We start from the raw sequence: 13,728 nt of genomic DNA on the forward strand, positions 1-13,728 counted from the left end.
TTGTGTCATCGTGATGCCCACAGCTGTGCCGTGATGCCGCGAGCACACTGCTGCGAGGCAGCGACGCCTCAGGCCTTGGCGGCCTTCTTCTTTCGCGTTGCAGGCTGCTTGGTTGCGGCAGGCTTCTTGGTTGCGGCAGCACGGGCAGCGCGGCGGGCCGACGACTTGGTGGCATTGCTCTCGTCGGCCACAATAGCCCTCACGTCGGCCAGCGTGAGCTGGGCGGCGTCCTTGCCCTTGGGTATCTTGAAGTTTTGCTTCTTGTAGCTGATGTAGGGGCCGTAGCGACCGTTGAGCACTTGCAGCTCGGGCTCCTCGGCAAAGGTGGCGATCACCTTCTTGGCCTCGCTCTCGCGCTTGTCGACGATGAGCTGGCAGGCCTCGTCGAGCGTGATCGACTGGGGCGACATGGTCTTGGGAATCGACACAAACTTGCCGTTGTGCTTCACATAGGGGCCGAAACGGCCTATGGCCACAGTCACATCGGCGTCTTCAAACTTGCCCAGGTTGCGGGGCATCTCAAAGAGCTTGAGCGCGTCGGCCAGCGTTATCGTCTCGATGCTCTGGTCCTTCTGCAGCGAGGCAAACTGCGGCTTCTCGTCGTCGTCTTTTGAGCCCAGCTGCACCACAGGCCCGAAGCGCCCTATCTTGACCGACACGGGCTTGCCCGTCTTGGGGTCGTTGCCCAGCACGCGCTCGCCCACCTTGTGCTCGAGGCGCAGGGCCGACACCTTCTCGATATCGGGGTGAAACTTCTTGTAGAACTTGCCTATCTCGTTGTTCCACACCTCCTTGCCCTCGGCAATCTCGTCAAACTCGTTCTCGACCTTGGCCGTGAAGTTGTAGTCGAGAATCGATGGGAAATACTGCATGAGGAAGTCGTTGACCACCATGCCCACATCGGTGGGCAGCAGCTTGCCCTTCTCGGCGCCGGTGAGCTCGCTCTTGCGCTTGGTCTCGATCTTGTCGCCAGCGAGCATCATCACCTCATAGTCGCGCTTGGTGCCCTTGCTCTCGCCCTTCTCCACATAGCCGCGGGCCTGAATGGTAGAGATGGTGGGGGCGTAGGTCGACGGGCGCCCTATGCCCAGCTCCTCGAGCGTGCGCACGAGCGAGGCCTCGGTGTAGCGTGCCGGCTGCTGCGTGAAGCGCTGCGTGGCCGTGACGTCGCGGGCCATCATGCCCTTGCCCGTGGTCATGGGCGGCAGGGTGTGCATGTCGGCCGGGGTGGCATCGGCGTCGGTCGACTCGATATACACCTTCAGGAAACCGTCGAAGTTGATGACCTCGCCCGTGGCCGTGAAGTGCTCGGGGCGGTTGCTCACTGCGATGTCGACCGTGGTGCGCTCGAGCTCGGCGTCGGCCATCTGCGAGGCAATGGTGCGCTTCCATATCAGGTTGTAGAGCTTCTTCTCCTGGGCAGTGCCCTCGATGTCGCGATGGGCAATGGCAGTGGGGCGTATGGCCTCGTGGGCCTCTTGGGCGCCCTTGCTGGTGGTGTGGTACTTGCGTATCTTGAGGTATTGCTTGCCCAGCGTGGTCTCAATCTCGTTGCCTATGGCTCCCAGGGCCAGGTTGGAGAGGTTGAGCGAGTCGGTACGCATGTAGGTGATGAGTCCCGACTCATAGAGCGACTGGGCCACGCGCATCGTCTGCGACACCGAGAAGCCCAGCTTGCGAGCAGCCTCCTGCTGCAGGGTCGAGGTAGTGAACGGCGGGGCCGGCGACTTCTTCACCGGCTTCACGGTCACCGCTCCCACCGTGAAGCGGGCCGTGCGGCAGGCCTCGAGAAAGGCCACGGCCTGGTCGTGCGTCTTGAGACGCGTGTTCAACTCGGCCGCCACACTGGCCTGGCTGCCCTCGGGCTGCATCGTGCTGGTGACGCGGTAGTAGGGCTCGCTCTTGAAGTTGCGTATCTCCTTCTCGCGCTCGGCGATGAGCCTCACCGCCACACTTTGCACGCGCCCGGCCGACAGGGCCGGCTTTATCTTCTTCCACAGCACCGGCGAGAGCTCAAAGCCCACGATGCGGTCGAGCACGCGGCGCGCCTGCTGGGCATTGACCAGGTTGATGTCGATGGCGCGGGGGTGCTTGATGGCCTCCACGATGGCAGGCTTGGTGATCTCGTGAAACACGATGCGCTTGGTATTCTCGGGCTTGAGTCCCAGCACCTCGTAGAGATGCCACGAGATGGCCTCTCCCTCGCGGTCCTCATCCGAGGCCAGCCACACCGTCTTGGCCTGCTTGGCAGCCTTCTTGAGGTCGGCCACGAGGGCTTTCTTGTCGCTTGGAATTTCATATATAGGCTCAAAGCCATTGTCGATGTCGATGCTGAAGTCCTTCTTGTGCAGGTCACGTATGTGCCCGTAGCTCGACATCACCTTGTAGTCATTTCCCAGAAACTTCTGGATGGTCTTGGCCTTGGCCGGAGACTCTACAATCACTAAATTGTCTGGCATAAATCTTAAACCTCTTTTTATCTTGCCCCCTGCCAGCACACCGTGCAGAAAAAAAGGGGGCTTTTTTCAAAATCGGGTGCAAAATTAGGCAAAAATTCTTTACTTTCTATAATAATGTGTGTTTTTTTGATTTCAGCCCGCACTTTCACGGCTTCCCGCCCGCCCCCGCCGCTCGTAGGTGTCGCCCATGGTGAACCCGAACACGGCGTTGTGCTGCACCAGCTGGGGGTGCCTGCGCTCAAACTGCCGGGAAACGGGCGAGCAGAGCCACGGCGGCGATGCACACGCACCGCCACAACACTTGTGCCACAATATGCTTGCTACAGCTTTTCATGCATTTTCTTTGCTTTATACTCGGTGAGAGAGTGTGTGGGTGACTACATCACTTCGGGACGCAGGTCGTAGTTGTTGCGCAGGCGCTCAAAGTCGTGGGGGCAGGCCTTGAGCCGTGCCGTGTCGAGCATGGGGTCGTAGCTGCGCATGATGCGCTCCAGGGTCACCTGGCTCGCGCCCGAGGCGGGTGCCTGGGCCTGCACGGGGCGGGCGTCGAAGCCGAAGTGGCGGTTGAGCGCCTCGACCACCATGGCCGTGCCGCGGTGCTTGCCGTCGCTGCTGTAGCCGGCAATGTGGGGCGTGGCCACAAGGGCCTTGGCCAGCAGCTGGCGGTCGATGGCCGGCTCGTGCTCCCAGCAGTCGATAGCCACGTCGCCCGCCCAGCCGGCAAGCGCACTGTTGTCGCACACGGCGCCACGGGCGGCATTCATCACGAGCCTCAGGTGCGGTGCCTGGGCCAGAAACTGCGCATCGCACATGTGAAACGTGGGCCACTGGCCCTCGCGCGTGAGCGGCGTGTGAAAGGTGACGACATCGCTCTGGGCCTTCACCTGGTCGAGCGTGACAAAGCCCTCGCTGCCCTCGGCGGCAGCACGCGGCGGGTCGCACTGCAGCACGCGGTAGCCCAGCTCACGGCCCCACCGGGCCACAATGCTGCCCACGTGGCCCACGCCCACCACTCCCAGGGTGAGGGGCCCGTGCACTGGCACTGGCATCTGCCCGAGCCAGCAGCCCAGGGCGGCATGCACCCACTGGGCCACTGCCGGGGCGTTGCACCCCGGGGCATTGACCACCTCGATGCCGCGCTCGCGGCAATAGTCGAGGTCGATGTGGTCGGTACCGATGGTGGCCGTGCCGATGAAACGCACACGGCTGCCCTCGAGCAGGCTGGCATCGCAGCGCGTGCGGGTGCGCACCAGCAGCGCGTCGGCATCGCGCACCGCTGCCGCGGTGATGTCGCAGGTGTCGAGATACTCGACTCGGGCCATGGGCTCGAGCAGCCCCTTGATGTAGGGGATGTGGCTTTCTACTATAATCCTTATCATGGTTATGAAATGATGTGGGCCACATATATGGCCCAGGCTCCTGCAATGAGCAGCAGCACAGGTATATATCGACGCGTCAACGTGTTGTTGATTGTGAAGGCGTGGGCCACCTGGATGGCCAGGCACCAGTTGAGCAGCGGCACATAGATCATCATGTTGCGGTAGTCGATGCACATCATGCCTATGGCCACTACCGTGAGCACAAGAAAGAAGCTGTTGTACACGCGTATCTGCAGCCTGTAGTTGAGTATGGTGAACATATTGGCAATCATGAGCACCACGGCAAGCACCGCCACAACAGCTGTCGAGGCTATGACAAGCTGCATCTGGTTGCCTTGCAGCTGCTTCCATATAGTCTCAATCTCGGGCAACATGGCCGTGTGCACGTCGACCAGCCCCAGCCCCAGCCCTATCCAGAACGGTGTGGCCAGACCCAGCAACATGGCAATAATGCCGCGGAAGTCGATGCCCCGCATCATGAGCAGGCCCACCACAAAGGTGACCACCAGCACGATGAAAGCATACTGAAACATGCAGCACAGCGAGAGCAGGGCAAAGATGATGTACACGCTGCGCTGCGAGGTACCCTTGCGCTGATAGGTCGAAAACATGACAAACATCGAGACCACAGCCACCAGCAGCAGCACCGTGCCCGCATTGAGCTGCGTGCACACAAAGGGGTTGGCCATCATGAGCAACAAGAATACCGAGGCCCCTATAAACGTGACCGAGCGCACAAAGTTGTACACCTTGTTGAGCACTATCGTGGAAAAAGCTATGGCCAGCAATGCCGCCATGTTGACGACCAGCGACACCCGCGCATCGGGTATCAAGTAATTGGCCGCAAGGCTGAAAAACACGCCGTTGCCCGTGTCGAAGCTCTCAAAGCGGCCGCTGGCATAGGCCAGCAACGAGCACGCCACCAGCGCCACTGCTTGCAGCGTCATGAAGGCACGCCCGTTGAGAAACTCGTTTATTCTGTCTTCGTAGTAGCTCATTATTTCACTCCTCGCCACGCACGCAGCTGCCAGGCAGCCACGCCGGTCACTTCAAGTCGAAGCCTATGTCGCGGCGGTAATATTTCTTGTCGAAGTCGATGATGTGCACATTGTCGTAGGACTGCTGCAGGGCCTCTTGCTTGGTGGCGCCATAGCTGGTCACGGCCAGCACGCGGCCGCCGCTGGTGAGCAGCTCGCCCTCGGGGCTGCGCTTGGTGCCCGCGTGAAACACGATGCTGTGCTGCACCTTGTCGAGCCCGGTGATGACCTTGCCCTTCTCGTAGGCCTGCGGGTAACCGCCCGACACCATCATCACCGTCACGGCATAGCGCGGGTCGATCTCGACCGTGGTTGTCGAGAGCTGGCCACGGGCTGCAGCCAGCAGCAGGGCCACCAGGTCGCTCTTGAGACGCGGCATCACCACCTCGGTCTCGGGGTCGCCCATGCGGCAGTTGTACTCAATCACATAGGGGTCGCCCTCCACATTGATGAGGCCGAAGAAGATGAAGCCCGTGTAGGGCAGTTTCTCCTGGGCCAGGCCTGCGATGGTGGGCTCGATGATGCGTGCCTTCACCTTGGCCATGAAGGCCTCGTCGGCAAAGCTCACGGGCGACACGCTGCCCATGCCGCCGGTGTTGAGCCCCTTGTCGTGCTCACCCACCCGCTTGTAGTCCTTGGCCACAGGCAGCAGGCGATAGTCCTTGCCGTCGGTCACCACAAAGACCGAGCACTCGATGCCCTTGAGAAACTGCTCGATCACCACCGTGGCGCTCGACTTGCCGAAGAGGCCGCCCAGCATCTCCCTGAGCTCCACCTTGGCCTGCTCAAGCGTGGGCACAATGAGCACGCCCTTGCCGGCAGCCAGGCCGTCGGCCTTGAGCACATAGGGCGCACGCTGCTTCTCGAGAAAGTCGTAGCCCTGCTCAAGCGTGGCTGCCGTCACGCTCAGGTATTGGGCCGTGGGTATACCGTGGCGCTGCATGAAGCCCTTGGCAAAGTCCTTGCTGCCCTCGAGCTGCGCGCCCAGCCGCGAGGGGCCTATCACCATCACGTGGCTCAGCTCCTTGCGGGTCTTGAAGTAGTCGGCAATGCCGGCCACCAGCGGGTCCTCGTTGCCCACCACCAGCATGTCGATGCCCTTGTCGAGGGCTGCCTTGCCCACGGCGTCAAAGTCGACGGGCGACAGCGCCAGGTTCTCGCCATACTGTGCCGTGCCTGCATTGCCAGGGGCAATATACAGCTTGTCGAGCAACTCACTTTGACTCAATTTCCACGCAATAGCGCACTCACGGCCGCCTGAGCCCAGCAGCAATATTTTCACCTTGTCCATTGTTAAAATTACTGTTTTACTACCGCATTTCCCGGTTGTGTGCAAAAGTATAAAATTTATCGCACATTGAGAAGTGTAGACCTCCAAAATGAGCGCCTCGCCCGCCCTGCTCGTGCCCGGCAGGCTCGGCTGCTCTCCCCAAAGATGCCAAAACGAGGGCCCGCGACCCCAGTCGCAGGCCCCCGCTCTGTTTCATTGTCCAAGCTCGCTACTGGTCGCCGGCAGTAGACGAGTTGCCGTTCTCATTGCTGCCGTCGTTGCGTTTCCAGCTCTTGCGGCGGCCGCGCACGATGGGCACCTCGGCATCCTTGCCCAACGTGGGCTCGCGGTGCTGCAGCACTTGCCGGGCAAACTTCTCGCTGTGGAAGAAGGCATCGCGGTCGAGCAGACTCTCGTGGCGCTCGTGGCGCTCCTCGCGGCGTTGCTCGCGGCGGCGGTCACGCTCGTCGCGGTTGCGGTCGAAGCGGCGTGGCTTGCGCGGTTGCTCGTCGTCGCGGTCAACACGGCCTTTCTTGTCGCGGTCGAAGCGGCGCGGCTTGCGCGGCTGCTCGTCGTCGCGGTCGACACGGTCGACACGGCCTTTCTTATCGCGGTCGAAGCGGCGCGGCTTGCCGCCGTCACGCTCGCCACGGCCCTTCTTGTCGCGGTCGAAGCGGCGGCGCGGCTTGCCGCCATCGTCATGCGACTCGGCATCGCCGTCGCCGCCGTAGGTCTCCTTGAAGGGCCTGCGCGCACCGCGGTCCTTGTCGCTGGCACGGAAGCCCTCGTTGCGCAGGGTGCCGCCGGCACGCTTCATGTCCTTGTAGGACCCGTCGAAAATCACATACTCGCGCAGCTCGCACTCCAGGTCGCCGTTGAGCAGCGGGTAGGTCACCGAGGGGTGCAGCCCGATGAGGCTGGTGAGCTCCTTGTCGTAGGTGATGAGCCAGGCCTGATAGCCGCGAAACACCTTCTTGAGCTTTTGCCCTATGCTCTCGTAGAGGCCTGCGATGTCGTCGGGCCTGAGCCGCTCGCCATAGGGCGGGTTGGTGATCACATAGCCCTTCTCGGGAGCCTCCTCCAGCTCGCGCAGGTCTTGCTGCCTCACCTCGATCATCTTGCCCAGGCCGGCGCTCTTCACGTTGGCCTCGGCTATGGCCACAGCCTGCACAGCGATGTCGCTGCCATATATCTTGTAGCCAAACTCCCGCTCGCCCGAGTCGTCGTTGTAGATTTTGCTGTACAGCTCGGGGTCGTAGTCGCTCCAGCGCTGAAACGCAAAGTCGTTGCGGTACACGCCGGGGTTGATGTTGGCAGCAATCAGGGCTGCCTCGATCAGGAAGGTGCCCGAGCCGCACATGGGGTCGACCAGGTTGCACTGGCCGTGCCACCCGCTGAGCTTGATGATGCCGGCGGCCAGCACCTCGTTGATGGGGGCATCGGTCTGCGCCACGCGCCAGCCGCGCTTGTAGAGCGGCTCGCCCGACGAGTCGAGCGAAAGCGTGACCTCGTCGCCCGAGATGTGCACGTCGAGACGCAAGTCGGGCGCGTTGAGCCTTATCGAGGGCCTGCTCCCCTCGGCCTCCATAAAGTAGTCGGCAATGGCGTCTTTCACACGATAGGTGACAAATCGCGAGTGGCGGAAGCTCTCGCTGTATACCGTAGAGTCGATGGCAAACGTGTCGGTAGCCTGCATGATCGTGCTCCAGTCGAAGCGCTTCACTTTTTCATAGAGGTCGTCGGCATCGGCCGAGCGGAACTTGTAGATGGGCTTGAGCACGCGCAGTGCCGTGTGCAGGCAGAAGTTGGCGCGATACATCATCTCTTTGTCGCCAGTGAAGGAGACCATGCGCTTGCCTTGCTGCACATCTTGGGCGCCCAGCTCCTTCAGCTCGTCGCTCAATACGCCCTCCAGACCCTGGAAGGTCTTGGCCACCATTTCAAAATTTTCACTCATCGTGTTGATTTATTTTTATTTAGGTAAAATATCAAGTAGAAAAATGTTGCGGGTGCAAAGTTACGGCAACTCGTGCTAAGAGAAAAGAGAAGCCCCCCTATTTTTTTTGTGCCGCCACATTGCTGGGCTTTGCCTGCACGCGGTGCTCGCCAGGGGCCACATCGGTGGTGACCCAGATGTTGCCGCCCACCACGGCATTGTCGCCCACATGGATGCGGCCCAGTATGGTGGCATTGCTGTAGATGATCACGTTGTTGCCTATGATGGGGTGCCGTGGCACGCCCTTCACGGGATTGCCGCTCTCGTCGAGGGCAAAGCTGCGGGCACCCAGCGTCACGCCCTGGTACAACTTCACATTGTCGCCTATGATGGTGGTGGCGCCTATCACCACGCCCGTGCCGTGGTCGATGGCAAAGTGGCGCCCTATGCTGGCACCCGGGTGGATGTCGATGCCCGTCTCGTTGTGGGCCAGCTCGGTCATCATGCGCGGTATGATGGGCACCCCGGCAGCCATAAACTCATGGGCCAGCCGGTAGTTGGTGATGGCCTTGACCGACGGGTAGCAGTATATCACCTCCTCGTAGCTCGTGGCCGCCGGGTCGCCGTTGTAGATGGCCTCGACGTCGTCGTGCAGCACACTGCGCAACTCGGGCAGGCTGTTGATGAAGCGGCGGGTGATGGCCTCGGCCCGCGCAAAGATGTCGCCCAGGTCGGTCTTGTCGCAGGGCCGGTCAAAGCACAGGCCTGCTGCCACCTGCGACTCGAGCATGGCCTTGAGCCGCTCGCACTGCAGCCCTATCACATACTCCAGGTTGTAGCTGTTCACATTGTCGCAGCCGAAAAAACCGGGGAAAAGCAACTCGCGACACACGGCGACAATCTGCTTTATCATGTCTTGACTGGGCAGCGGCTCGCTGCCGAAACGCATGTGGCACATGCGCTGTGTGGTGGAGACGTTGGCCAGCTTGTGCACTGTGGCCTTGAGCTCGGCCTCGTTGATATAAGTATTGTCACCCATAACTGTGTATCGTAACTTTAAGAACGATGCAAAGTTAATGCTTTTTTTGATATTGCGGGCAATTTAATGTACCTTTGCACCACACCCAAACGATGAAATCATGACACTTGTAGACACTTGCAACAAGATATTCAACGACACGGTAGCACGCTATCACGTCACCGACGACGTCGACGCCCCGCTCCACAACCCCTATGCGCAGGGCACTATCGAGCACGACCTGTGTGCCAAGGCCTGGATCGACGCCGTGCAGTGGCATCTGGAGGACATCATACGCGACCCCGACATCGACCCCGTGGCTGCCCTGGCCCTGAAGCGCCGCATCGACAAGAGCAACCAAGACCGCACCGACCTGGTCGAGAAAATCGACACCTACTTGCGCACGCGCTATGCCGGCGTCGAGCCGCTGCCGCAAGCCACCATCAACACCGAGAGCCCGGCCTGGGCCATCGACCGCCTGTCGATACTGGCACTCAAAATCTATCACATGCAGGAGCAGGCCACGCGCCCCGACGCCACCCCCGACCACCGCGCACGCTGCAAGGCCAAGCTCGACGTGCTGCTTGAGCAGCGTGCCGACCTCTCGACAGCCATCACCCAGCTGCTCGACGACATCGCCGCCGGTCGCAAGTACATGAAAGTGTACCGCCAAATGAAGATGTACAACGACCCGGCCACCAACCCTGTACTCTATGGCAAGAAATAGCCACAACGACTTGCCCCGCAACGTGCTGGTGATACGCTTCTCGGCGCTGGGCGACGTGGCCATAGCCATACCGGTGCTCTACTCGATGTGCCGGGCCTACCCCCACACACGCTTTGTCATGCTCACCCGCCCCTGGCCGGCCGGCATGCTCATCGAGCGCCCGGCCAACCTGGTGGTTGTCGACGCCGAGGTCACGACCGACTACAAGGGCGCCGCCGGCATGCTCAGGCTCGCTGCCGAGTTGCGCAAGCACTACCACATCGACGCCGTGGCCGACCTGCACGACGTGCTGCGCTCTTGGCTCATCGATGCCTCGATGCGCCTGCACGGCATTGCCGTGGCGCGCATCGACAAGGGCCGCCGCGAGAAGCGCGCCCTGTGCAAGGGCAGGCTGCACCGCCAGCTCGCCAGCTCGCACGACCGCTATGTGGCCGTGTTTGAGCGCCTGGGCTTCGACTACAGCGAGACCTTCGAAGGGTTCTCCCACATCAGTAGCCCGAAATTGCCGGCCCGCGACACCGGCGAGCGCTGGATAGCCATTGCCCCCTTCTCGCAACACAAGGGCAAGGTCTACCCCATGCCCCTGCTCGAGCAAGTGATAGGGCAGGTGGCTGCCTGGCCCCGGGTGCGCATCTTCCTCTTCGGCGGCGGCAGCCAGGAGAAGCAGGAGCTGCACCGCCTGGCCGTCAAGTACCCCCACACCCTGTCGATGGCCGAGCTCAAGCACAACTTTGTCGACGAGTTTGCACTCATGGCAGCCTGCGACGTGATGGTGACTATGGACTCGGCCAACATGCACATGGCCTCGCTCGCAGGCACCCCCGTGGTATCGATATGGGGCGCCACCCACCCCTACTGCGGCTTCATGGGCTGGCGGCAGCCCCCCGAGAGCGCCGTGCAGCTCGAGCTCGACTGCAGGCCGTGCTCGGTATTCGGGCAGCGCCCGTGCAAGTATGGCGACTACCGCTGCATGACGGGCATCAAGCCCGAAACCATTGTAGAAAAGATAAAACAAACTATTGCATAGCATCATGGCAAAGAGAATACTGGTGACCGGCGCCGGCGGCTTCATAGGCGGCTTCATCGTGGCCGAGGCGCTCAGGCACGGCTACGAGACCTGGGCGGCAGTGCGCCACTCCACAAGTCGCGAGTTCCTGCGCGACGAGCGCATCCACTTCATCGAGCTCGACTTTGGCCACCCCGGGCAGGTCGAGACAGCACTGCAGGCCGCCATCGACGAGATGGGCGGCAAGTGGCACTATGTGGTGCACAACCTGGGTGCCACCAAGGCCCCCAACTACCAGGCCTTTGAGCGAGTGAACTACGGCTACCTGAAAATCATGGTCGACACCCTCAAGCGGCTCAAGGCCGAGCCCGAGACCTTCCTGCTCATGAGCAGCCTGAGCGTGATGGGGGCCGGCGACGAGAAAAACTACACCCCCTTCAAGACGAGCGACGACCCGGTGCCCAACACCCAATACGGCCTGTCGAAGGCCAAGGCCGAGAACTACCTCACCACCTTCAACCCCGACTTCCCCTACACCATATTCCGCTGCACAGGCGTCTACGGCCCCCACGAGCGCGACTACTACTTGATGATGAAGACCATAAAGCACGGCTTCGACTTCAGTGTGGGCTTCAAGAAGCAGATGCTCACCTTCATCTATGTCAAGGACCTGGCTGCAGCCGTGATCAAGGCACTCGAGGCCGGCCCCAAGCGTCGCGCCTACTTCCTGAGCGAGGACCGTGCCTACAGCCAGCAGCAATTTCGCCGCATCGTGCTGCGCGAGCTGCACAAGAAGCTGGTCATCCCCATCACCTGCCCGCTGTGGCTGCTGCGCGTCGTCTGCTTCGCCGGCAGCCTCTACACCCAGCTCACCGGCAAGGGCACGCCGCTCAACAACGACAAGTACAACATCTTGAAGCAGCGCAACTGGATGTGCGACACCACCCTCACCAAGCGCGAGCTGGGCTTCACCCCGCAATACGACCTCGAGCGAGGCCTGCACGAGACCATCGCCTGGTACAGGCAGGCCGGCTGGCTATAGGCCGGCTACAGCACAGTGCGCAGCAGGGTGGCCAGCTCGCGTGCCGTGGCCACCGTCTCGCGCGCCGTCTCGATGCGGGTGGAGTCAAACCGCAGCTGTGCCTGGCTGTAGCAGGGCTCGCGGCGCGCCTGGTTCTCCTTCACATAGCGCAGAATTTCGCTATCCTGCATCGCGGCTATGAGCGGGCGCTTGGCCTTCTGCTCGGGCAGGGCCAGGCGGGCGGCAATGCGCTCGGGGCTGGTCGTGAGCCATATCGTGAGGCCCGCGCCGTTCATGAGCTCCATGTTGCCAGGCCAGGTAGGGGTGCCGCCGCCGCAGGCCACGACACTGCCCGTCGCCGAGGCCGCCACCTCGACAAGCGCACGGCGCTCGATCTCGCGGAAGCCTCGCTCGCCGCGTTGCTTGAAAATGAGCGATATCGGGGCCTCGCACCGCTCCTCGATGTAGTCGTCGAGGTCGACAAAGGGCACGCCCAGCTCGGCAGCCAGCGCAGCCCCGAGCGTGGTCTTGCCACAACCCATGTATCCGATAAGAAATATTGTAGTCATCCAGTTTTTTCGCTTGCAGGCAGCAAATGTAAGCAAAAAATCGTAACTTTGTAAAATTACTAACCGAAATCGACACAAAGCATTATGGGCAAACGCAAGTGGTACGTCGTGTGGGAAGGCACCGAGCCAGGCATATGCGAGACGTGGGAGGAGTGCCGGCAGCGCGTGGAGCACGTGCCCCACGCCCGCTACAAGTCGTTCAACACCCGTGAAGAGGCCATCGTGGCCTTCCGCAACAACGGCGACGACGATGCAGCCCTCATCAGGGCCATCGCCAACGCCCCCACCACTACTGTCGTGAACTATGCCGCCATACCCGAGATCTACCCCGGCAGCGTGGCCGTCGACGGCGCCTGCAGCGGCAACCCGGGGCTCATGGAGTATCGCGGCGTCGACATCTTCTCGGGCAAAGAGCTCTTTCGCCAGGGCCCCTATCCCGACGGCACCAACAACGTGGCCGAGTTCCTGGCCATCGTGCACGCCCTGGCCTGGCTCAACAACCAGGGCAAGACCATGACCGCCGTGTACACCGACAGCCGCAACGCCCTGCTGTGGGTGAAAAAAAAGCACTGCAACACCAAGTTGGCCCGCACCGGCCGCAACGAGAAGCTCTTTGAGATCATCGCACGCGCCGAGCGCTGGCTGGCAACCCACGACTACAAGAACTTTGTGATCAAGTGGCAAACTGACAAGTGGGGCGAGTGCCCTGCCGATTTTGGCCGCAAGTGACAGGCAGGCACAGTTTTTGCCCCTCGAGTAAACTATATTTTTATGTTGAAACAATAAAGATGAGATATCGAAACGAAGACGATAAATGCTACGGAGTGGCGGGCATGACCATTGGGCTGTCGATATTTGACGCCTCCGACTTGTACACCGGCGTCACGCTCGATGCCGACGGGCTCGACTGCATCCAGTTCACTCCCGAGTTTTTCTTCAGCGGCAACCCCCGCATCAATGCCAAGCAGTCGTGGCAGTGCATCTACTCCCACTATCAAATATCGATGGGCCTCATCATTGCCGACACCGTGTGCCGCAAGATGCTGCTCGACCACGGCACGATCGACCGCAAGAGCAAAAAAGCCCTGCTCGACGCCATGGCCGAGGAAGGCAAGGAACTGTGCCAGCTCGAACGCGACGAGGTGGAACCCATCTTTGACAAGTACTTCTCCCACCTGGTGAAGGTGTTTTCCAACGCCGACATACGCAAGGCCATCGACGAGATGGTGGCCCTGCTCAAGGAGCACCGCAGCTTCAGCCGCAGCGAGATCAACGACATCCTGCACCAGCTCTCAATACTGTGAGT

General features: G+C 61.3%; 12 protein-coding genes. 5 read left to right on the plus strand and 7 right to left on the minus strand.

Annotated features, from left to right (window positions below; genetic code table 11):
* Positions 1 to 68: 68 nt before the first annotated feature.
* The 6 genes from topA to GF423_RS06190 form a co-directional block, all read right to left on the minus strand.
* On the minus strand, positions 69 to 2,459 hold the full coding sequence (gene topA, locus GF423_RS06170; protein WP_154327526.1) for a type I DNA topoisomerase: 2,391 nt from the start codon (positions 2,457 to 2,459) through the stop codon (positions 69 to 71).
* Positions 2,460 to 2,836: 377 nt separating this feature from the next.
* Entirely contained in the window at positions 2,837 to 3,838 is a 1,002-nt protein-coding gene (locus GF423_RS06175; protein ID WP_206113402.1) for a 4-phosphoerythronate dehydrogenase, read from the minus strand.
* A 2-nt stretch (positions 3,839 to 3,840) separates the two neighbouring features.
* Positions 3,841 to 4,836, minus strand: coding sequence for a hypothetical protein (locus GF423_RS14060; protein ID WP_206113403.1), 996 nt, complete (start codon positions 4,834 to 4,836; stop codon positions 3,841 to 3,843).
* Between the two features lie 46 nt (positions 4,837 to 4,882).
* Positions 4,883 to 6,157, minus strand: coding sequence for a phosphoribosylamine--glycine ligase (purD, locus tag GF423_RS06180; protein WP_154328993.1), 1,275 nt, complete (start codon positions 6,155 to 6,157; stop codon positions 4,883 to 4,885).
* Between the two features lie 217 nt (positions 6,158 to 6,374).
* Positions 6,375 to 8,102, minus strand: coding sequence for a THUMP domain-containing class I SAM-dependent RNA methyltransferase (locus tag GF423_RS06185; RefSeq protein WP_154327528.1), 1,728 nt, complete (start codon positions 8,100 to 8,102; stop codon positions 6,375 to 6,377).
* A gap of 97 nt (positions 8,103 to 8,199) precedes the next feature.
* A complete protein-coding gene (locus GF423_RS06190; RefSeq protein ID WP_394367026.1) occupies positions 8,200 to 9,120 on the minus strand; it encodes a serine O-acetyltransferase in 921 nt (306 codons plus the stop codon).
* A 100-nt stretch (positions 9,121 to 9,220) separates the two neighbouring features.
* Between GF423_RS06190 and GF423_RS06195 the strand changes: the two genes are divergently transcribed.
* Genes GF423_RS06195 through GF423_RS06205 form a run of 3 tightly spaced genes read left to right on the plus strand, consistent with a single transcriptional unit; the run spans position 9,221 to position 11,874 of the window.
* Complete coding sequence (locus GF423_RS06195; protein ID WP_154327529.1) at positions 9,221 to 9,826, plus strand: DUF4254 domain-containing protein; 606 nt, start codon at positions 9,221 to 9,223, stop codon at positions 9,824 to 9,826.
* Positions 9,813 to 10,853, plus strand: a complete 1,041-nt coding sequence (locus tag GF423_RS06200; protein ID WP_235911593.1) for a glycosyltransferase family 9 protein — start codon at positions 9,813 to 9,815, stop codon at positions 10,851 to 10,853. The genes GF423_RS06195 and GF423_RS06200 overlap by 14 nt, the downstream gene beginning before the upstream one ends.
* A gap of 4 nt (positions 10,854 to 10,857) precedes the next feature.
* Positions 10,858 to 11,874, plus strand: coding sequence for an NAD-dependent epimerase/dehydratase family protein (locus tag GF423_RS06205; RefSeq protein WP_154327530.1), 1,017 nt, complete (start codon positions 10,858 to 10,860; stop codon positions 11,872 to 11,874).
* A gap of 5 nt (positions 11,875 to 11,879) precedes the next feature.
* Here the strand turns inward: GF423_RS06205 and GF423_RS06210 are convergent, their stop codons facing one another.
* On the minus strand, positions 11,880 to 12,422 hold the full coding sequence (locus GF423_RS06210) for a shikimate kinase (RefSeq protein ID WP_154327531.1): 543 nt from the start codon (positions 12,420 to 12,422) through the stop codon (positions 11,880 to 11,882).
* 84 nt (positions 12,423 to 12,506) lie between these two features.
* On the opposite strand from GF423_RS06210, the gene GF423_RS06215 reads away from it, so the two are divergent.
* Positions 12,507 to 13,151, plus strand: coding sequence for a ribonuclease H1 domain-containing protein (locus GF423_RS06215; RefSeq protein WP_154327532.1), 645 nt, complete (start codon positions 12,507 to 12,509; stop codon positions 13,149 to 13,151).
* A gap of 59 nt (positions 13,152 to 13,210) precedes the next feature.
* Positions 13,211 to 13,726, plus strand: a complete 516-nt coding sequence (locus tag GF423_RS06220) for a hypothetical protein (RefSeq protein WP_154327533.1) — start codon at positions 13,211 to 13,213, stop codon at positions 13,724 to 13,726.
* The last annotated feature ends 2 nt before the right edge of the window (positions 13,727 to 13,728 follow it).

Source organism: Sodaliphilus pleomorphus (assembly GCF_009676955.1).
GTDB lineage: Bacteria > Bacteroidota > Bacteroidia > Bacteroidales > Muribaculaceae > Sodaliphilus > Sodaliphilus pleomorphus.

What these genes read in the sequence shown, in the direction of transcription:
- GF423_RS06195 (WP_154327529.1), top strand. Translation starts at nt 9,221, where the DNA reads ATGACACTTGTAGACACTTGCAACAAGATATTCAACGACACGGTAGCA.
- GF423_RS14060 (WP_206113403.1), bottom strand. Translation starts at nt 4,836, where the DNA reads ATGAGCTACTACGAAGACAGAATAAACGAGTTTCTCAACGGGCGTGCC.
- GF423_RS06215 (WP_154327532.1), top strand. Translation starts at nt 12,507, where the DNA reads ATGGGCAAACGCAAGTGGTACGTCGTGTGGGAAGGCACCGAGCCAGGC.
- GF423_RS06205 (WP_154327530.1), top strand. Translation starts at nt 10,858, where the DNA reads ATGGCAAAGAGAATACTGGTGACCGGCGCCGGCGGCTTCATAGGCGGC.
- GF423_RS06175 (WP_206113402.1), bottom strand. Translation starts at nt 3,838, where the DNA reads ATGATAAGGATTATAGTAGAAAGCCACATCCCCTACATCAAGGGGCTG.
- GF423_RS06185 (WP_154327528.1), bottom strand. Translation starts at nt 8,102, where the DNA reads ATGAGTGAAAATTTTGAAATGGTGGCCAAGACCTTCCAGGGTCTGGAG.
- GF423_RS06190 (WP_394367026.1), bottom strand. Translation starts at nt 9,120, where the DNA reads ATGGGTGACAATACTTATATCAACGAGGCCGAGCTCAAGGCCACAGTG.
- GF423_RS06210 (WP_154327531.1), bottom strand. Translation starts at nt 12,422, where the DNA reads ATGACTACAATATTTCTTATCGGATACATGGGTTGTGGCAAGACCACG.
- topA (WP_154327526.1), bottom strand. Translation starts at nt 2,459, where the DNA reads ATGCCAGACAATTTAGTGATTGTAGAGTCTCCGGCCAAGGCCAAGACC.
- GF423_RS06200 (WP_235911593.1), top strand. Translation starts at nt 9,813, where the DNA reads ATGGCAAGAAATAGCCACAACGACTTGCCCCGCAACGTGCTGGTGATA.
- GF423_RS06220 (WP_154327533.1), top strand. Translation starts at nt 13,211, where the DNA reads ATGAGATATCGAAACGAAGACGATAAATGCTACGGAGTGGCGGGCATG.